This window comes from Gracilimonas halophila (assembly GCF_042684365.1).
GTDB classification, from domain to species: Bacteria; Bacteroidota; Rhodothermia; order Balneolales; family Balneolaceae; genus Gracilimonas; species Gracilimonas halophila.
In genome coordinates this window covers 750,724-769,736 of sequence record NZ_JBHULI010000024.1, presented here as the reverse complement: position 1 = coordinate 769,736, position 19,013 = coordinate 750,724, and the positions used below count along the sequence as shown (strand labels likewise).

The window sequence follows — 19,013 nt, the reverse complement described above, 5'->3', positions numbered from 1 at the left end:
AACGATTACGCTTTCTTAACAAGCTTCGGGTTCTATCTGTGTAGTAATCGCCGGATTCTCAATTTATACTGATAGATTTACAGGAAGAGGCTAAGAGAAATGGATAAAATGCTTTTTTTACGCTAAGTATTAATTCCTGAGAATTGCTCCGGAACGCCATTTTTGGATTTGCTTCAATTGAGGATTGAAATAAACATCTGATCGATCCAATAAGTAGTTATCAAAAGGAAAATATTTAGATCTTATTTTTGAGAGGTTAAATTCGAACCTTTCCTCCGGGTCATATCGGTTATAAGTATAAAACCAGGTCATTTCATCCGGAAAAGAATCTATTTGTAATGGAGGGCCAAATAATATATGTACCATGCCGGGATCAGTTTTCCAGCCTTCTTTATAATTTGAAAAAAGCTTATTGGCTTCTTCAACTCGTTCGTAATACATTGAAACCACGCTTTTGGCAATTACGGAGTTTTGGATGTTTGAAAGCCAGAATCGATCAATAGCATTTTTCATTTCCTGTGGATCATCTATTTTCATGAGTTTATCATGCTCTTTTTCGTCCATTATATAATAGAGCGGGCCTGCAAGTTCATAAGAGGTCTTTACTGCAGGAAAATTAGTGTTTTTAATACTAAAGTCTATTGCTTTGTAGATTTCATTAGATGAATCATTATCTGACCTTACTTCTAAACGATAGTTGCCTTTTGGGAGATCCTGAAAATTATATTCAATGATAACATTTCCCTGCTGACTAAATGATCGAATAGAAGATTCCAAAACATCAAATTCATCATATTCTATACCCGCATAGGGTAAACTTGAAGGAGTATAATTTCTAAAATTAAGAGGCCTGGCAATACTGCTATCGTTTTGAAACTTGAGTAAACGCATATTAAAATTAAAAGCGGTATTGGGACTGTTATTGATTACCTGAAATTGAAATTTTAAAGAATCATATTTTGAAGGAAGATGATAGGTAGTGGCTTGTTTAAAATCTGCATTTTCTATGGATGAGTCTTTGGTAAGCAGAGATACATTATTAATAGCAGATTCGGTACTGTCTTTAGCCGGTACCGAAGTAGCGACAGATTTTGTATTTCGTTTTCGGGAATTGTTATCAATTAAAACAACCTCTGTAGTATAATTTCCTGGAGTAATTGGATATTCTCGTTCAAATTTATAGACATCCTGACTGTAAATAACTTCTTCGCCGTCACCTCTTAATGTATCCTGGAAACTTTCTGATACATAAAGTTCTTGGCTGTTTCCATCTTTCGTCACAGTGATTATTACACTAAATTCGGCTTCAAGAAAATCATCATTTTCTGAATAAATAAGGCTGCCATACACAATATCACCTGAGATTAATAAGTGTGCCGTATTCGCCGTATCAATAAATGCCGTAGAAGCTATTCTTAGTTCCGGAAAACCGGGTTTGTAGTTAAAATCAGAGCCTCGTTTAATTTTATCTATATAAGAATTAGAACAAGCCAGCATAACTGCAGACAGGATAATCAGCATTATAAGATAAGATCTTGTCGCCATAATATATCTTGAAAATAGAATCACATAAATACACAACTAAATAAACAATAAATTTTCTTAAATAATTTATTGAATCGATAAAATGTGAAAATATAATCCTAAACCCCGAGTGATATACTATTTGATACCGATATGTATTAAATACAGGCCATTCCTAATGGCTATAATTTATTTCTTAAAGTCGGAATGCGTTTTTCGAATAATCTCCACACATTCCATCAGCTGATCCTCTGTAATTACCAAAGGAGGGGCAAAACGGATGATATTCCCATGCGTTGGTTTGGCTAATAATCCATTGTTTTTTAATGCGACGCAAAATTTCCAGGCAGTTTCACTTTCAGGTGAGTCATTAATAATGACTGCATTCAGCAACCCCCGGCCCCGTACTTTATTAAACAGATCAGATTCATCAACCAAATTTTGCATTTCATTACGGAAAAGTTGACCAAGTTTTCGGGCGTTTTGGGCTAGTTTCTCATCTTTTACAACATCCAATGCGGCAATGGCAACTTTGCAAGCCAGAGGATTACCTCCATAGGTAGAACCGTGTTGGCCTGGTTTTATAACTTCCATAATGTGATTATCAGCCAATACAGCAGAAACAGGATAGGCTCCTCCCGAAAGAGCTTTCCCCAATATGAGTATATCCGGTTTGGTATAGGTAGCCTGTCGTTCGCAGTGCCCCTGACAGCTGCAGTTCCCGCATACCGCAAGCAGGCTGCCGGTACGTGCAATACCGGTTTGAATTTCATCTGCCATGAACAACACATTATTCTTCTTACACAAGTCAGCCATTTGGCGGATATAGTCATCATCAGGAACTACAACACCGGCTTCCCCCTGGATCGGCTCAGCTAAAACTCCGGCAACATTAGGTTGCTTCAAGGCTTTTCTCAAAGCTTCAATATCATTATAAGGTATCTTGATAAAGCCCGGTGTGTAAGGACCGAAATTCTTTCGGGCATCAGGATCATTGGAAAATGAAATAACGGTAGTGGTTCGTCCATGAAAATTATTCTCTAGCACGATGATCTGGGCTTCCTGCTCATGGACACCTTTCTTCTCATAAGCCCACTTTCGGCATATTTTTATAGCGGTTTCTACTGCTTCAGCCCCGGTATTCATCGGCAATACTTTATCGAAGCCAAAATACTCGGTTACGTATTTCTCATACTCACCCAATACATTATTATAAAAGGCGCGGGAAGTGAGGCTTAAGGTCTGAGCCTGGTCGGTAAGGGCCTTGGTTATTTTTGGATGTGAGTGTCCCTGATTAACTGCAGAGTAAGCTGAAAGAAAATCATAATATTTATTGCCTTCCGGATCCCACACATAAACACCTTCTCCTTTGGATAATACCACCGGAAGAGGATGGTAGTTATGGGCTCCATGTTCATTTTCTAATTCAATGGCTTTTTTGCTGGTAATCATAAATAGGGTATCGTTATTTTTTTATTTGAAAATAGGAAATGCAATGGTGAAATTTCACAATTAATTTAATATTAATGTTGATATCGGATCCAAATTAACCGTATATTATAAGTCTTCATCGCGGGGTGGAGCAGCTGGTAGCTCGTCGGGCTCATAACCCGAAGGTCGTAGGTTCGAATCCTACCCCCGCCACTATAAAAGCCTTTCGATTCAGTTCGGAAGGCTTTTTTTATATCTGATATTCATACGGGGGATTTATGTTCACAGTTTATGCATTGTACTCGCCAGATCATGAGAAGATCTATATTGGTTATACTTCAAATTTAGAACAACGGCTTCTATCTCACAATAAATTGGGTAAAAAAGGATGGACGATAAAATTCCGTCCCTGGGAATTGGTGTTTACTGAAGAGTTTGAGAACAAGAAAGAGGCCATGAACAGAGAAAAGCAGTTAAAGACAGCCAAGGGACGAGAATATGTATGGGAAAAAATTCAAAAGAAATATAAATAAGCTCGCCGGGCTCATATCCGCCGGCTGGCGGACGTAGGTTCGAATCCGACTAACATCCGACTCATGGCGGGCCCGCCACTATAAAAGCCTTTCGATTCAGTTCGGAAGGCTTTTTTTATATCTGCATTTATACGGGGGATTTATGTTCACAGTTTATGCATTGTACTCGCCAAGTCCTCTCATATACTTTTGTTAACTGATGATAAAAGTCTCGACTTAACTGAGATTTTTAATTTTACCATCGGTAAGTTATTTAGAACCGGATTATAAATTTGTCCGAAGAATTGAACCATTTCTCCAATGCTGGATCTGAGAATACTGTATGTTATAATAATAGTTTGAACGCTCCAGAAGAAAGTTATTCCAAGGATAAAACTTCGTTTTCAACTTTGGGCGTTTAAATACAAAATTCTTCTCGGGGTCATTTCTGTTATAACTGTAAGACCAATTCATTTCGTTAGAGAACAGGTCGCTATACCAAGGAGGTCCAAATAATATATAGATCATACCCGGATCAGTTTTCCACCCCTCCTTAAAGTTGGAAAATTGTTTATTAGCTTCTTCAACGCGCTGGTAATATAAAGAGACTACTTCTCGGGCAACATTTGAGTTCTTAATATTAGAAAGCCAAAATCGGTCAACTGCATGTTTTAAAGAATCAGGATCTTTTATAGAGATCAAGTTCTCATATTCTTTATCAGTCATTAAATAAACCAAGGGTCTGGCAAGCTCACTTGGGGTTTTCAGGGAAGGGTAGTTAGGACTTTTTATTCCAAATGCTCTTCCTTTATATACTTCATTTTCGTCGCCTTCGTTTGAGGTAACTTCCAATCGGTAATTACCTCTTTCCAAATTCTCAAAAGCTAATTCGATAATTACGCTTCCAGGTTGTTCCAGTAATCTTGTAGATGACTGGATTACATCAAATTCATCATAATCTATACCTTTGTAAGGAAGGCTTGAGGGAGTATAGTTTACTTCATTCATCATTCTGGCAGGTTCATCATCAGCACGGAACCTAAGCAGTCTTGATTCAATCTCAAGAGGTTCTTGAGGGTCATTATTGGTTACCTGAAAAACAAATTTCAGGGAATCAAGACTGGATGGGACATCATAAGTAGTACTCTGGCTGAATCCCTTTCCTGGTTCGGAATTATCTTTCCCCAGGATCCTGATCTCGGTAATGTGAGACGTATCATCATTAGCGTTAGGAATTGATGTTTTGGTAACCCGGGTAGTTTGCCGTCCCGACATTTGATCTATGACAAGAACCTGCACTGTGTATGTGCCGGGACTGACTTCATATTCATGCTCAAACTTTTTCACATCCTGGCTGGTTACAATACGTTCATTTGTATCTGAGATAGAATCCTCATAGGTATCCCGAACCACTATTTCATTGCTCACATCACGTATGATCCGGATCTCAATGTTCATATTCGAGGAGAGAGTATCATTCTTGCCGGAATAAACAAGGCTCCCCTTTACAATATCACCGGAAACAATGATGTAAGAATCTCCTAATTCATCAATAAAGCCGGTAGCGGCAAGGCGAAGTTCAGGATAGCCGGCCCGGTAGTTATAGCCCTCTCCGCGGTCTATTTTATCGTGATAGGTATTTGAGCAACCTATTGCCAAAATTGCAAGCAGTAAAGCTGAAAATGAGAACGAGTGTATTGATTTTGATCGCATATTATAAATTCAACCTACAGGTATAATTGTTAAACAGGGCTTTATTATAACAAACAAAGTTTTTTAAAAAACATTTCACAATAATAACAACATTTAGCCTATCTTTAGTATAACGTTTAATCTTACTCACTTAAATAGTCACTCTTTATGATTTCTGCAAGACGAAGGACCAAAATAGTTTGCACCATTGGTCCAAGTTGTAACACTCAAGAGAAAATTGAAGACCTGTTATTACATGGGATGAACGTAGCCCGGGTAAATTTTTCTCATGGAACCCATTCAGATCATGCTCAGGTTATCAAGAACATTCGGAAAGCTGCAAAAAAATATAAGTATAGTATCCCGGTGTTGATGGATCTGCAAGGTCCAAAGATAAGAGTGGGGCAGATGAAAGATGGTGGCCAGGAGCTTAAGACGGGATCTATTATAAAGATCACCGCAGAAGATGTTGAAGGAACGAACGAAATTATTCCCATTGATTATAAGAGTTTGATCCACGAAGCAGAGCCGGGAAATTCTATACTGCTTGACGATGGTTTGCTGGAATTCAAGGTAACTGAAAAATATCCAGACTCGCTTCAGGCTAAGGTTGTGACAGGAGGAGTACTCAAATCCCGAAAAGGAGTCAACCTCCCAAACGTAAGGATATCAATCCCATCTCTGACTGAAAAAGATATAAAGGATCTTGAATTTGGACTTACTCAGGATGTGGATTATGTAGCACTCTCATTTGTACGTACTGCTAAAGATGTACGAGACATCATTTCGAGAGTCAGGGCAGCAGGAAGTCAGGCAGGAATTATTGCCAAGATCGAAAAACCCGAAGCTCTTGACGTAATTGATGAGATCATCGAAGAAGCAGATGGAATCATGGTTGCCAGGGGTGACCTTGGTATTGAGATTCCCACAGAACAAGTGCCTGTTGTACAGAAGATGATTATAGAGAAATGCAGAATGGCAGGGAAACCGGTGATCACCGCCACTCAAATGCTGGATTCAATGATCTCAAATCCACGTCCAACCAGAGCCGAAAGTTCAGATGTGGCGAATGCGGTTCTTGATGGAACGGATGCTGTTATGCTTTCAGGAGAAACTGCTGCCGGGGCTTATCCTATGGAAGCGGTAAATGTAATGGATAGAATTTGCCGGTCTATTGAGGATAACCGTCCTCAGCTCTATAACAGTTTGGAGTACAGGAAGCCGGAGTGGAAAGAAAAGCAGGTAATTGAATCGTTGGCTTATTCCTGTGTAACCATTGCAGACAATGTGGAGGCTAAAACGATAAGTACCATCACTCATTCAGGGAATACAGCCCGGCGTATTGCTAAATTCAGGCCCCAAGTACCGATCGTGGCATTTACCGAGAATCAAAAAGTACGCCGTCAGTTAAATTTGATCTGGGGCGTTTATTCTGTACGAATGGACGAACTTTTTGATACCGATCAGAGTGTAAAGATGATGGAAGATTATTTGAAGGATAACGGCATGGTAAGAGAAGGTGACCGTATTATAGTGGCTACCGGAATGCCAATCGCCAAGCGTGGGCGAACTAATATGATCAAAGTAAGCACGATCGAATAACATGCTTCGTTAAAGCATAACATTATGGGTATGCGAAACCTTATTTTATGGATATCAGTTTTAGTTTTGCTGTCTGGCTGCAGTACATCACTGAAGTCGAACTGGAAGAATTTTAACGCATACTATAATACCTTTTATAATGCTGAAAAAAGCTTTGAGTCCGGATTGAAAAAGAACCTGGCTCAGAACAGGGAATATAATCCGCTTCAACCTATTCGGATACATCCCTCGCCTGTGAATGCTGGTGCACAGGATTTTGATAAAGCCATTCAGAAAGCAGCCGATATTTTACGAAAGCATGATGATACAAAGTGGGTAGATGATGCCTTGTTTCTTATCGGCAAATCATACTACTATCGTCAGGATTATTTCTCTGCTGATCAAAAATTTCGGGAGTTATATATTACAACTGATGATCCTGAAATGCAGTTTCGTTCATCCTTATGGCAGGGCAGGGTTTTTCTGGATATGGAGCTCTATTCGGAAGGGGTAGCTTTTTTGACTGAACAGCTTAACGATTATGAAGGTCTCTGGAGTAAAAACTACAAAGCTGAAGCTCAGGTATTGTTAGCTCAGCATCAAGTTGGGTTGGAGAACTGGCAGGCTGCTGTGGAGCATCTTACGGCAGGTTTACCTGATCTTAAAGAAAAAGAGTACAGAGAGCGTGGATATTTTCTCTTGGGACAATTATATGAAAAAATAAATGCCCCGGAATCAGCCTACCGGGCCTATGAGGAGGTTCAGAATCACTTTTCGGAATATAGGATTCAATATCTGGCTCAACGTAAAAGAGCTGAAGTTGCACGTAAATTAGGCCGTAATGATCTGGCCTTTAGTATTTTCGACGATATGATCCGTGATGATAAGAATGTCGAATACAGGTCTGAACTGGATTTTGAGCTTGCTCGTACCGAACATGAACGTCAGAATTACAGACAAGCCCAGGATCTTTATAACAATGTATTGCATAATAGTAATAGTCAGCCACCGGCAGAGATCAAAGCAAGAGCATACTACGGGTTGGCTGAGATCCATCGCTTTGGCTATGATAACTTTTCGAAAGCGGCGGTCTATTATGATTCAGCTGCTCAGGTAAACGTAGCCCCTGATCGGCTTCCCGAAAATTTTGAGGCACAGTCACTGGCTGAGTCATTCGGAAATTATGCGAGGATCAAGTCTGAGATCTCACTGCAGGATAGTTTGTTATCATTGGGGCAACTTTCACAAGCAGAACGGGATTCGGTACTGACAAAGATCAGACTAGAAAGAATTCAAGAGTTGGAAGATCAGAGAAAGGAGCAGCAACAGCAAAGAGATCAGTTAGTGATGGTTGATAGTGAAAATGATGGACAGACCACACAAAATACAACCAATGGATTCTTAAATGAAAATAGCCCGGTATTGCAGCAAAGTGCCAAGCAACAGTTTTATGCTACCTGGGGAGATCGGCCACTGGCTGATTACTGGCGGGTAAGAAGCATGATCCGTGCTTCAACATTCAGCGATGAAATCGAAGAGGATGAACTATTGGATGGAGAAACAGACATATTCAATATTGAAATTGATATGAGCCGGATTCCTTTAACTGAAGAAGATCAGGATTCGGTTCGTCATAGGATCGCAGCTTATGATTATGAACTTGGCAATCTGTTTTTCTTATCACTGAATATGCCGGACAGTGCCGTTCATTATTTTGAAAAAGCTATTGAAAGACCATCAGATGACAACATCAATATAGTTTCATTGTACTCATTATCTGAATTGTATTTTATTGAAGGAAATGAACGAAAAGCCCGGGATTATGCAAATAGGTTAATTAGTGGTTATCCCCAAACCGCCTATGCTAAACGGCTGGCTGATCAGTATGGCATTGAATCAGTAGGTACACAAGAAACCTGGAGCGAAATTGATCCTGTTCAAAGATATTCAGTGATTATTGAAGACGATAGTTTAGATTCTGCAGAAAAAGCAGAGAGGTTATTTGACCTTTCACTGAGTTTTAGTTCTCATGAAGTTGCCTCAAGAGCGCAGTTCGAGTCTATTCAGTTATATATGACTGAAGCTAAAGAAGATTCAAATTATCAGGAGAAGTTAGACAGGTGGATCAAAAAAAAGGAAGAACATGAGATAGCTTCAGAGAATTTTGATGCGTTGCAAGACTCTGCCAGAGCTATGTTGAGTGATAGTACAATATCGGGGGATCAAAGAATAGGATATCAGTCACTGCTCGATTCAACTTTACAGAAACCGGACATCTCAAATGTTTTTCCTTATGAAGGATTATACTGGGATAAGGCAAGAACAGTCATCGATACTTTTTTGAGAATGTTTCCTGATTCGGAGCTACAGCCGAGAGTGGCACGTTTGCATAAAGAGCTTCAGCTTCCTGAGGCAGAACCGGAGGGAGGGGAGGAATCCGCAGGGGATACAACAGCTGAGTTTCCAAATGATGGATACCGGAACTGTGAAGATATTGGTGAAGAATTATCGGTCCGAGGAGGAGTTCAGCAGTTTGTTAATGAAATTGATATCATCGGTAACTTTGGTATCACAGAATTACGTTATCATTTTAAGGTAAACCAAAGGGGAATTGTAGAGAAGTACAATTTACTAACCGATGACGTACCGGGGTCATTAATAGATCTATTTGCTCAACAGATAGAAGAGACCCTGAGTTTTGAACCTGTTCTTTATGGAGGACAGGCTATTTCACTGGCATGTGAAGTTGTGTTTCCTGTCAACCGTTCAAATTAGATCTGGTTAGTTTTTTATTAATAGACCTGACCAATCCGGGACCTTTATAGACCAATCCGGTATAAAGTTGAAGAAGATCTGCACCGGCTTCTAATTTTTCTAATGCTGCTTCAGGACCGTCAATTCCGCCAACACCAATGATCGGTTTCCCCTTTCCAGCTATTTCTCTTATCCAATGTACAACTTGAGTACTGCGTTTTTGAATTGCTCTTCCGCTTAATCCACCATTACCAATGGAGTTTAGAATAGGGTTTGGTGTATTCAGTCCTGTTCTATCAGAAGAAGTATTGGTTGCAATATAGCCGGATACATCAAAGTCTTCACAGATCGAGATCAATTTTTCCAGAGCCGGTTTTTCAATATCAACGGTGAACTTTATAAGGGTTGGTTTTCTACCCTCTCTTGCCGGATCAAGAGTTTCTAAAAGATCATGCAAAGCCTGAGGATCTTCAAAGGTTTTACCTTCTCCTGTATTGGGACAAGAAATATTTACGGTAATGTAATCAGCAACCTGTTGTGCTTTTTCATAGCTGTATAAGTAATCCTGTAGGGCATTATCACCTTGAATAGAAGCATCATTGGTTTTGGCGATATTGACTCCAAGCGGAATGTCCAGGTCCAAATTTGATAGTCGTTCTATAATCCTATCAGCCCCTTCATTATTCAACCCCATTCTGTTGATGAGGGAATGATCTTTGGGAATCCTGAATGCTCTTGGTTTGGGATTACCTGCTGAAGGCTTTGCCGTTATGCTTCCAACTTCAACAAAGCCGAAACCCAAAGCTTGCATGGCCCGGGGTGTTGTACCGTTCTTGTCAAAGCCGGCAGCAAGTCCTATAGGATTGGGAAAAGTAAGCCCAAATAATTCCTGCTCTAAATCCAAGTTGGTATTTTTATAAACCAGCGAGCTAAGTTCTTGCAAGAACGGTGAACTGTTAGTCAATGATGCCAGTTTTAGAGCCCATTCATGGGCTTGTTCGGCATCCTTTTTAAATAAAATCGGTTTAATAAGCTTTTTGTAGATCATTGATGTAATGATACGAAAAAACGTTCAAAAAGAGTGAAAGAACCCTTATACTCGTTCGTCTAAAATCATGCAGAAAAATGAACATTACATATCGAATTTGATCTCACGCTTAAGAGAGAAAGGAACTGTGGTATGGCTGGAATCACAAATGGATGATCATCCGGCCAGTTCCAAAAGTTATCTTGCGGCGATCCCGGTCGCATCCATAAAAGCATTTGGTAATGAGATCCATATTCAGAAGGAAGAAAAAAAAGTAATTCATTCAGATCCCTGGACCGCACTGAAGGAATTCAGGGATGAATATGGCGATTGGCTTTTTGGCTATCTTGGTTATGACCTTAAAAATTTCGTTGAAGATCTAGGTTCTGACAACCCAAAATTGAATAACGCTCCTGACATGTTTTTTATGGTTCCGGGGTTGTTGCTGGAGATCGATAAGAATGGTTCTATAGATATTCTGAAAGGTGAGTTGCCTGCTGAAATTGACCCCCTCAGAAACGGAGAAGAATTCACTATCAGGCTGTCAAGCAGGATAGAAGAATCGGAATACCTAAACCTTGTGAAGAAAGCTCAGAAAGATATTTTTGAAGGTGATTATTATGAGGTAAATCTTTCTCATTCGGTTGAATTTTCATTTCAGGGAGATAGTTTCTCGCTTTACAAAGCAATGAGAAATGCGGGTCCGGTTCCTTTTGGAGGATATTTAACCGTGGATGATCTCTTTATTTGTTGCGCTTCACCGGAAAGGTTTCTGGCAAGAAACGGACAAAATGTTTGGTCGCAACCTATAAAAGGAACTATTTCCAGAGAGCCCGGAAGGAATTCTACAGAGGCTATTGAGAAATTAAAAAGTTCAGAAAAGGAGCGGGCAGAAAATCTCATGATCGTAGATCTGGTGAGAAATGATATGAGTAGGGTTGCTGAAAAAAACACTGTAAGAGTATTAGATCTGTTTGAGATCCAAAGCTTTGAAACGGTTCACCAAATGGTGTCAACTGTAGAGTGCAGGGTTAGTGTAGGGATGGACAGTATTGAAGTTATAAAAGCTTGTTTCCCAATGGGCTCTATGACCGGAGCTCCTAAGATCGCTGCGATGCGAGCCATTGAGGAATATGAAAACTATCAAAGAGGGGTCTATTCCGGGGCACTTGGCTATATAAAACCGGATGGCGATTTTGATCTGAATGTCATCATAAGAACGGCGATAATTGAAGGAAATAGTCTGGTATATCCTGTAGGGGGAGCCATTACCAGTGACTCTGATCCCAAAGCAGAATGGGAAGAAACTTTAATCAAAGCCAGGGCAATTACAAATATTTTGGAGAGGGTGCAAAAAACCTGAATGAAGACTTTGTAATAAGGGTTATAGTCACACACAAGAAATTTCACATCAATAAAGAAGAATGAAGGCATCGACCTTAGGTGAGCTTAAGAAAAGTGGTTGGGAATCGATTTCAGTCAAAGAAGAGATACGCCGGAATTTGATCAGCAAGATCAGGAACAAAGAAGAACTATTTCCGGGTATTTTAGGATATGAAAAAACCGTTTTACCTCAGATTCAGCATGCATTATTATCAAAGCATGATATGATCTTATTAGGATTGAGAGGGCAGGCAAAAACCCGGATCCTAAGGCTGATGGTTAACTTCATGGATGAATACATCCCCATTGTTAAGGGATCGGAGATCAATGATGACCCGTTTAATCCGCTTTCAAAATTTGCTAAGAATCTTATTGAAGAAAAGGGGGATGATACCCCGATAGACTGGCTTCACCGCTCCTTTAGGTACGGTGAAAAACTTGCAACTCCCGATACAACGGTAGCAGATCTGATCGGTGATATAGATCCAATCAAGGCAGCTACTAAAAAACTCACGTTGGCAGATCAAAACGTGATCAATTTCGGGCTTATTCCCCGGACCAACCGTGGGATCTTTGTGATCAATGAGCTGCCTGATCTTCAACCCAGAATTCAGGTGGCGCTGCTTAACATCATGCAGGAGCGTGATATTCAGATCAGGGGGTTTAATGTCCGCATTCCTCTCGATATTGCTATGGCATTTTCTGCAAACCCTGAAGATTACACCAATCGTGGTAACATCATTACCCCACTAAAAGATCGTATTGACTCACAGATCATCACACATTATCCCAAAGAATTAGGGATAGGAATGAAGATAACCAGACAGGAAGCCTGGCAGGAACGCCCGAGCGGAATCAAGATCCATATTCCGGATCTGTTCAGGGAAACTATTGAGAAAGCAGCATTTGAGGCACGGGAGTCGGAATATGTAGATCAGAAAAGCGGGGTTTCAACAAGGATGACGATCACAGCTTTGGAGCAGGTGGTTTCCTCAGCGGAACGAAGGGCTATTTTAAATGATGAAGATCAAACTTCGGTACGGATCGCTGATCTGTATCACATGGTTCCCGCACTAACAGGAAAGATCGAGTTAGTGTATGAAGGAGAACAGGAAGGAGCGATCAGCGTGGCAAAGCATATTCTCGGTAAGGCGATAAGCAAGATATTTAAGGTTCACTTCCCGGACCCGCAATCTAAGTCAGAAGAACAGAAGTCGGTATATAAAACCATCACCGATTGGTTTGCTGATGGAAATGAGATCAATATCACGGATACACTCTCAAATAAAGAGTATGAAAAAGCTCTGAAAGGAGTGGATGGACTTGAAGAGTTGGTGAATACATACAGTAAAGATCTCCCAAAAGATGAAAAATTCATCTGGATGGATTTCGTTTTAGAAGCGCTGCATCAGAATTCAATGCTCAGTAAACAAGATCTTGACGACCAAACTTTATACTCTGATATGCTTGGTTCTATGTTCTCATCACTGGGAGATTACAGTGATGAAGGCTTTGATGAATTTGAGTAATTATTTCGTTGAATTCAGCTTAAGTTAATCTTATATTTAAAGCCTTTGCAAATTTCAAGCAAGCACACGATTATGAAAAAAGGAATTCATCCAGATTACAAAGAAATTACGGTATTGATGAGCGATGGTACCGAAATTACAACCCGCAGCACCATGGACGTTAAAGATGGCGTTTATCGCAGCGAGGTTGATTCTAAAAACCATCCGTTTTATACAAAAAGCAATACGTTTACATCTACAGCCGGCCGTGTTGACCGCTTCAAGCGTCGATATGGTAAAGGTGACGATAAGTAAGCAACGCAATCATTTTATTAAAGGATGTATCTATTCAGGTGCATCCTTTTTTTATTTTTGAAATATGGAAGTACAAATATTTGAAGTAGGCCCATTTTTAGAAAACACGTATTTGCTTACCGAGGGTAACCAACATTTGCTCATTGATCCCGGATTTTCAAGAAAACCGGATTATCAAAAGTTCAAAGAATCCATCTCCGGACAGCTTAAAGCTATTGTTTTAACTCATGCACATGTAGATCATGTCTTGGGATTGAACCGCGTTCTGCGTGATTTTGAGGTTCCTGTATATTTATGTGATGAAGATCGGTTTCTATGGAGTAATTTTGGAAGTCAGGCACAAATGTTTGGCATTAATCAAGGTAGCTTTGATTTTGAACCTGAGATCCTTCCTTCTAAAGGAACATTTGAGACCGGTAACTTTTCATTCACCTGTTTATATACCCCCGGACACTCCCCCGATCATGTTTCATTATACTTTAAGTCTGAGAAATTTGTGATTGCAGGAGATGCCCTTTTCAAGGAAAGCATTGGCAGAACGGATCTTTATAAAGGTAATTTCGAAGTACTTGAGAAAAGTATTAAAGAAAAGCTTTATGTATTGCCGGATGAAACAACCGTCTATCCAGGTCATGGCCCTCAAACTACGATAGGTCACGAAAAGCAGCACAATCCGTTTGTGAAATAGTTAAAAAAGATCAGGCCTTCTTTAGCTTTTCGATCTGTTCTTTATAGTAGTCAGCTTTATCACTGTTCTTATCGATAAGTCGCTCATACATCTTAATAGCCTCCTTTTTGCGGCCCTGTTTAGTATGGATCTTAGCCAAGGTCTCTGATACCAGGTCATCTACTTGTTCCGCTTCCTTGCTGAGATCAGAATCATCAAATGGCTCATCATCTGCAGGAATCTGTATCCGTTTAGACTCAACTTGTTCCAGCATCTCGATCAGACGGTCGAGATCAAGAATGGGGGATGTTCTGGATCCTTGTTGTAATTTCACTTTTGAAGATGTGTAGGAATAAGCAGGAATGGCTGCTTCAAATTTCTCCGGATGAACTAAAAAATAATGCAGATGCTCCATTAGAGGGCTTCCCGGAGCATAGGTCTTGGCTTTCAGCGCTTCGGTTACCGCTTCCTTGTTTTTGTTCTGAAGGTGGTAAAACCATGAAAGCAAAAAATGTCCCACTGCATCAGGTCCGCGCTTATTCAGGTGCTTCTTTAGTTTTTGAGTGATCTTTTCGGGATCCTCTTCAAACTTCTCCACAAAGGAAGAGAGGGACTTAGGTATGTTAAAAGGAAGTTGTTGCATAAAATTGGTTAAGGATCAATAATAATAAAGTGAAGCGGCCTTACAGTCAAAGCAAATTACCAATTACTTACCGCATCATTGAACATATTATTAGCTATTTGTTCCAGGGCTCCGTTGGCAGCAGAACTTTCTCCCTCAATGGGATTCTCAGAAGGGTCGTAAGTAAAGGTTCCGGTAAATGAATTATTCCACTCAGGATCATCATTAGATGTATAAAGGAAAGTTGCTCTTACCGTTATGGAAACCTGATTTTCATTGGCTTGCTCATTTCCCCCAATACTGAATGGCCGATTTGAGTAAGAAGTTATCACACCATCAAGTACTGCGTCAGCATTAGCTTCGTTATTCGCGAGTTGCAGTCTGCTTTGGTTCACAAAGCGATTGATAAGTATTTGATTTAGCCTGTTGCTGAGGTCCCCTAGACCACTATTAGATTGATCAGGGAAGAAAGGGATGAAAATGGTCTCAACGCCGGGAGGAATGGAAGCACCTGTAAAGCTGTATCGGAGACATCCACTGAATAAAAAGGCTGCACATAAAGTGATCAGAATCCAAGTTTTAGTCCAAGCCATATTGATCCAATTTCCTGTAAAGAGTTCGTTCACTGACGCCCAGTGTTTCTGAGGCTTTTCTTCGGTTACCGTCAAAGCGTTTTAGGGCTTGCTGAATAAGAAATTTTTCAGCTTCCTCAATAGATGGAATTTCATTGTCCTTAAGAAAATCGCTTAGCTCGGTATCTTCAGGTTCTTCAATATCTGTGTCATCGGGCATCGACTGCATGCCAAGTGTTGCATGGTCACCAAGGTTTACATTAACACCCGAGACTTCTGTTTTGTCAACTTCATCACGAACCGAAGCGGGTAAGGCTTTCAGGTTCTTAGTGGTGAAACTGGAGTAAAGAAAATTAGCGAACATTTTTTTAACATCAGCGATATCATTTCGTAACTCAACAAGAGCCCGATAGACAAGCTCACGGTCTTTGCGATCAAATTCATCGTCCGAATCAGAAGAATTATATCCTTGTTTTTTACTGGCAACCATTGGGAGGTTATCGGCACTTCCTTCATGCTGTCGGCCTTTCAGATATTTCTGAAGTTTTTCTTTGTCAATGAATTGAGACTTTTCGAGAACAACTAATTGTTCGGCTACATTGCGTAGTTCCCGAATATTACCCGGCCAGCGATAGGAGATCAATAACTCCCGGGCTTCATCAGAAAATCCTTTGAATACGGAATCGTAGCGTGCAGAATATTCTTCTACAAATTTCCTAAAGATCGGTATGATATCTTCCGAGCGGTCTCTTAGCGGAGGAAGCTTGATCTGAACGGTATCCAACCTATAATAGAGGTCTTCTCTAAAAGCCCCTTCTTTTACCATTTTCCAAAGGTCCTGATTTGTTGCAGCTACCACACGCACGTCAGTAGTTTGAACTTTACTTGACCCTACTCTGAAAAACTCGCCATTTTCGAGTACCCGGAGCAATTTAACCTGTACATTTTTAGGAGTATCCCCGATCTCATCAAGAAAAATGGTACCCCCGTTGGCTTTCTCAAAATATCCTTCACGTGATGTCTCGGCTCCGGTAAAAGCACCTTTTTCATGCCCGAAAAGCTCACTTTCAATAATACCCTCAGGAATAGCACCGCAATTAACGATTACCAGGTTATTATTGCTACGCTCACTCATAGCATGTATGGCTCTTGCAGTTACATCTTTCCCAACACCACTTTCCCCTTGTAGGGTAACCGTAATATCGGTTTTTGCCACCTGCATAATTTTGTCGATCACCTGCCGCATGGCTTCGGAGGTGCCTAGTAATCCAAATTGTTCCTGAAAAACTTCGCGATCCATAGATTCTATATCCCAAGGTTAAACCTGTATACCCGTATTTTAAAAGGGTAATCAGGTTCATTATTCTTACTGTCAGAATGACGTAAGTTAATGATTCTTACTTTAGTAAGTAAACGTAAAGTAGGGTAAATGATTTGACGGATATTACTGCTTTATAAGCTCGGTGGCATGTTCTACCGGAATGGCACGGGTTTCCTTAAAGCTGGATAAAACAAGGTTAGACCGTGTTTTACTTACTCCTTCCCAAGACTGAATTCTGGAAAGCAGGCTCTCAAAAGAACCGGTATTCTTTGTTCTTACCTTGAGAAAATGAGAACCGTCCCCGGTTATAGAATGGCATTCAAGGATTTCAACTTCACCGGAAGCTTTTTCTACAAAATTTTGATAGTTCTCAGAACCGTCAACTTGAACAAAGATGAAAGCGGTGATATCAAAATGAAATTTTTTACTGTTCAGCACTGCTTTATATCCTTCAATAAGGCCACGTTCTTCGAGCTTTTTCATCCGCTCTGAAACCGAGGGGACAGAAAGATTTACGATCTCTGCAATGGTATTGCGCTGTGCCCTGCCATTTTCCTGTAAGTGGTTGAGAATGGTTAGGTCGGTTTCGTCCAATAATTGACTCATGATAAGTGCTTATTTCCCTAAAATTTCTTTGAATGTTGAATGGTAACCTTAATTATTTAGGTAATCAATATAAAAAGCGCTTCCATAAGATGCTCTTTCATATGGAATTTTCAACGAAAAAAGGTGTAACAAAAAGGCGAATACCTCTTATCTTTGGATTCTCAATTAACAATCCGATAACTAATATATAATATGCTTGATATTAACTTCATCAGGGAAAATCGTGAACAGGTAGAAAAAGCCATCATAAATAAAGGGGAGAAGGACACTTCAGTGGTGGAAAAAGTGCTTTCAGCGGATGAAGAATGGAGAGCAAAAGTGCATGAGGGTGATCTTTTGCGCAGTGAAAGTAATACCAAGTCCGGTAAGATCGGACAGTTAATGAGTCAGGGTAAGAAAGAGGAAGCTCAGGAGATCATCAAAGAAACTTCTGAAATGAAAGAGCAGATCAAGGAAATTGAGGAAGATGTTAAAAAACTTCGACTCGAGCGTGATAACTTACTTCTTCGTATCCCTAATGTGCCCCACCCAAGTGTACCGGTAGGTGCAACAGAGGAGGACAACGAGACTTTTAAAACTTGGGGCACTCCGAATGAAAGCGAATGGAGAAAACCACACTGGGAACTCACTGAAAGACATGGTTGGGTAGATTTTGAACGAGGGGTAAAAGTAACGGGTGCCGGTTTCCCTTTTTATGTTGGGGGAGTAGCTCAACTCCAAAGAGCTTTGATCAACTATTTTATTAATGAAGCTGCCAAAGCCGGATACACTGAAATGCAGGCGCCGTACTTTGTGAATGAAGATTCAGCTCGGGGTACCGGGCAAATTCCGGATAAAGAGGATATGATGTATGAAATTCCACGAGATGGATTCTTTAACATCCCAACGGCTGAAGTTCCTGTTACAAATTATCACAGGGATGAGATCCTCGAAAACAAGGAGATCCCAAAGAAATATGTATGCCATACCCCATGCTGGAGGCGTGAAGCAGGTTCCTACGGAAAAGATGTGCGAGGATTGAATCGTCTGCACCAATTTGATAAGGTTGAATTGGTTAAGATCGTGAAGCCGGAAGATTCTTATGATGAACTTGAAAGCCTTCGTGAACATGCTGAAGGATTGTTAGAAGCATTAGAGCTACCATACCGAACTTTACTTATGTGTACCGGTGATATGGGCTTCACCCAAAGTAAAAAGTATGACCTTGAAGTTTGGAGTCCGGGACAAAAAAGATGGCTGGAAGTCAGTTCATGCTCTAATTTCGAGAGCTTTCAAGCCCGCCGCATGCAACTGAGGTATCGGAAAGATGAGAAGGAGATCGAGATCCTGCATACACTGAATGGTTCAGGACTTGCTTTGCCAAGGGTTGTTTCTGCTATATTAGAAGCTTATCAGGAAGAAAATGGGAAAGTTAGAGTTCCTGAAGTGCTGAAGCCGTTTATAGGAAGGGACTATTTGTAGATGACAGTGGTGAGTTTTAGTGTGAATTGAACAACTC

The 19,013-nt window shown here is 40.4% G+C and carries 16 protein-coding genes and 1 tRNA gene; 9 read left to right on the top strand and 8 right to left on the bottom strand.

Features of this window, described 5'->3' with window-relative positions:
* Window positions 1-129: 129 nt before the first annotated feature.
* A complete protein-coding gene (locus ACFSVN_RS09820) occupies window positions 130-1,521 on the bottom strand; it encodes a GWxTD domain-containing protein (RefSeq protein WP_390301748.1) in 1,392 nt (463 codons plus the stop codon).
* A 192-nt stretch (window positions 1,522-1,713) separates the two neighbouring features.
* Window positions 1,714-2,976 (bottom strand): ornithine--oxo-acid transaminase, encoded by a 1,263-nt coding sequence (gene rocD, locus ACFSVN_RS09815; RefSeq protein WP_390301745.1) that lies wholly within the window; start codon window positions 2,974-2,976, stop codon window positions 1,714-1,716.
* A gap of 119 nt (window positions 2,977-3,095) precedes the next feature.
* On the opposite strand from rocD, the gene ACFSVN_RS09810 reads away from it, so the two are divergent.
* Both ACFSVN_RS09810 and ACFSVN_RS09805 read left to right on the top strand, forming a co-directional pair.
* Window positions 3,096-3,168: transfer RNA gene (locus ACFSVN_RS09810), tRNA-Met, on the top strand.
* Between the two features lie 65 nt (window positions 3,169-3,233).
* The gene (locus ACFSVN_RS09805) at window positions 3,234-3,488 is read left to right on the top strand and encodes a GIY-YIG nuclease family protein (protein WP_390301743.1); all 255 of its coding nucleotides are present in this window, start codon (window positions 3,234-3,236) and stop codon (window positions 3,486-3,488) included.
* A gap of 264 nt (window positions 3,489-3,752) precedes the next feature.
* On the opposite strand, the gene ACFSVN_RS09800 is transcribed toward ACFSVN_RS09805, so the two are convergent.
* Window positions 3,753-5,180, bottom strand: coding sequence for a GWxTD domain-containing protein (locus ACFSVN_RS09800; RefSeq protein ID WP_390301740.1), 1,428 nt, complete (start codon window positions 5,178-5,180; stop codon window positions 3,753-3,755).
* A gap of 147 nt (window positions 5,181-5,327) precedes the next feature.
* On the opposite strand from ACFSVN_RS09800, the gene pyk reads away from it, so the two are divergent.
* A complete protein-coding gene (gene pyk / locus ACFSVN_RS09795) occupies window positions 5,328-6,761 on the top strand; it encodes a pyruvate kinase (RefSeq protein ID WP_390301737.1) in 1,434 nt (477 codons plus the stop codon).
* Window positions 6,762-6,791: 30 nt separating this feature from the next.
* Window positions 6,792-9,515, top strand: coding sequence for a type IX secretion system periplasmic lipoprotein PorW/SprE (gene porW / locus ACFSVN_RS09790; RefSeq protein ID WP_390301734.1), 2,724 nt, complete (start codon window positions 6,792-6,794; stop codon window positions 9,513-9,515).
* On the opposite strand, the gene ACFSVN_RS09785 is transcribed toward porW, so the two are convergent.
* Window positions 9,499-10,542, bottom strand: a complete 1,044-nt coding sequence (locus tag ACFSVN_RS09785; RefSeq protein ID WP_390301731.1) for a quinone-dependent dihydroorotate dehydrogenase — start codon at window positions 10,540-10,542, stop codon at window positions 9,499-9,501. The genes porW and ACFSVN_RS09785 overlap by 17 nt on opposite strands.
* 67 nt (window positions 10,543-10,609) lie before the next feature.
* Between ACFSVN_RS09785 and ACFSVN_RS09780 the strand changes: the two genes are divergently transcribed.
* From ACFSVN_RS09780 to ACFSVN_RS09765, 4 genes are all read left to right on the top strand, one after another.
* A complete protein-coding gene (locus ACFSVN_RS09780) occupies window positions 10,610-11,884 on the top strand; it encodes an anthranilate synthase component I family protein (protein WP_390301728.1) in 1,275 nt (424 codons plus the stop codon).
* A 61-nt stretch (window positions 11,885-11,945) separates the two neighbouring features.
* Window positions 11,946-13,433, top strand: coding sequence for a magnesium chelatase (locus tag ACFSVN_RS09775; protein ID WP_390301725.1), 1,488 nt, complete (start codon window positions 11,946-11,948; stop codon window positions 13,431-13,433).
* Window positions 13,434-13,505: 72 nt separating this feature from the next.
* On the top strand, window positions 13,506-13,727 hold the full coding sequence (gene rpmE / locus ACFSVN_RS09770) for a 50S ribosomal protein L31 (protein ID WP_390301722.1): 222 nt from the start codon (window positions 13,506-13,508) through the stop codon (window positions 13,725-13,727).
* 64 nt (window positions 13,728-13,791) lie between these two features.
* A complete protein-coding gene (locus ACFSVN_RS09765) occupies window positions 13,792-14,415 on the top strand; it encodes an MBL fold metallo-hydrolase (protein ID WP_390301719.1) in 624 nt (207 codons plus the stop codon).
* A gap of 10 nt (window positions 14,416-14,425) precedes the next feature.
* Here the strand turns inward: ACFSVN_RS09765 and ACFSVN_RS09760 are convergent, their stop codons facing one another.
* The 4 genes from ACFSVN_RS09760 to ACFSVN_RS09745 form a co-directional block, all read right to left on the bottom strand.
* A complete protein-coding gene (locus ACFSVN_RS09760; protein WP_390301716.1) occupies window positions 14,426-15,037 on the bottom strand; it encodes a hypothetical protein in 612 nt (203 codons plus the stop codon).
* Between the two features lie 56 nt (window positions 15,038-15,093).
* A complete protein-coding gene (gene lptE, locus ACFSVN_RS09755) occupies window positions 15,094-15,609 on the bottom strand; it encodes an LPS assembly lipoprotein LptE (RefSeq protein ID WP_390301713.1) in 516 nt (171 codons plus the stop codon).
* Window positions 15,596-16,888 (bottom strand): sigma-54 interaction domain-containing protein, encoded by a 1,293-nt coding sequence (locus ACFSVN_RS09750; RefSeq protein WP_390301710.1) that lies wholly within the window; start codon window positions 16,886-16,888, stop codon window positions 15,596-15,598. The genes lptE and ACFSVN_RS09750 overlap by 14 nt, the downstream gene beginning before the upstream one ends.
* A gap of 144 nt (window positions 16,889-17,032) precedes the next feature.
* A complete protein-coding gene (locus ACFSVN_RS09745) occupies window positions 17,033-17,515 on the bottom strand; it encodes an Lrp/AsnC family transcriptional regulator (RefSeq protein WP_390301707.1) in 483 nt (160 codons plus the stop codon).
* Between the two features lie 192 nt (window positions 17,516-17,707).
* On the opposite strand from ACFSVN_RS09745, the gene serS reads away from it, so the two are divergent.
* Window positions 17,708-18,976 carry a serine--tRNA ligase gene (gene serS, locus ACFSVN_RS09740; protein WP_390301704.1) on the top strand — a complete coding sequence of 423 codons (1,269 nt, stop codon included), beginning with the start codon at window positions 17,708-17,710 and terminating at the stop codon, window positions 18,974-18,976.
* The last annotated feature ends 37 nt before the right edge of the window (window positions 18,977-19,013 follow it).

Bases quoted from the DNA above. Each gene is read 5' to 3' on its own strand.
- ACFSVN_RS09820 (WP_390301748.1), bottom strand. From the start codon at position 1,521: ATGCTGATTATCCTGTCTGCAGTTATGCTGGCTTGTTCTAATTCTTAT.
- rocD (WP_390301745.1), bottom strand. From the start codon at position 2,976: ATGATTACCAGCAAAAAAGCCATTGAATTAGAAAATGAACATGGAGCC.
- ACFSVN_RS09805 (WP_390301743.1), top strand. From the start codon at position 3,234: ATGTTCACAGTTTATGCATTGTACTCGCCAGATCATGAGAAGATCTAT.
- ACFSVN_RS09800 (WP_390301740.1), bottom strand. From the start codon at position 5,180: ATGCGATCAAAATCAATACACTCGTTCTCATTTTCAGCTTTACTGCTT.
- pyk (WP_390301737.1), top strand. From the start codon at position 5,328: ATGATTTCTGCAAGACGAAGGACCAAAATAGTTTGCACCATTGGTCCA.
- porW (WP_390301734.1), top strand. From the start codon at position 6,792: ATGCGAAACCTTATTTTATGGATATCAGTTTTAGTTTTGCTGTCTGGC.
- ACFSVN_RS09785 (WP_390301731.1), bottom strand. From the start codon at position 10,542: ATGATCTACAAAAAGCTTATTAAACCGATTTTATTTAAAAAGGATGCC.
- ACFSVN_RS09780 (WP_390301728.1), top strand. From the start codon at position 10,610: ATGCAGAAAAATGAACATTACATATCGAATTTGATCTCACGCTTAAGA.
- ACFSVN_RS09775 (WP_390301725.1), top strand. From the start codon at position 11,946: ATGAAGGCATCGACCTTAGGTGAGCTTAAGAAAAGTGGTTGGGAATCG.
- rpmE (WP_390301722.1), top strand. From the start codon at position 13,506: ATGAAAAAAGGAATTCATCCAGATTACAAAGAAATTACGGTATTGATG.
- ACFSVN_RS09765 (WP_390301719.1), top strand. From the start codon at position 13,792: ATGGAAGTACAAATATTTGAAGTAGGCCCATTTTTAGAAAACACGTAT.
- ACFSVN_RS09760 (WP_390301716.1), bottom strand. From the start codon at position 15,037: ATGCAACAACTTCCTTTTAACATACCTAAGTCCCTCTCTTCCTTTGTG.
- lptE (WP_390301713.1), bottom strand. From the start codon at position 15,609: ATGGCTTGGACTAAAACTTGGATTCTGATCACTTTATGTGCAGCCTTT.
- ACFSVN_RS09750 (WP_390301710.1), bottom strand. From the start codon at position 16,888: ATGGATCGCGAAGTTTTTCAGGAACAATTTGGATTACTAGGCACCTCC.
- ACFSVN_RS09745 (WP_390301707.1), bottom strand. From the start codon at position 17,515: ATGAGTCAATTATTGGACGAAACCGACCTAACCATTCTCAACCACTTA.
- serS (WP_390301704.1), top strand. From the start codon at position 17,708: ATGCTTGATATTAACTTCATCAGGGAAAATCGTGAACAGGTAGAAAAA.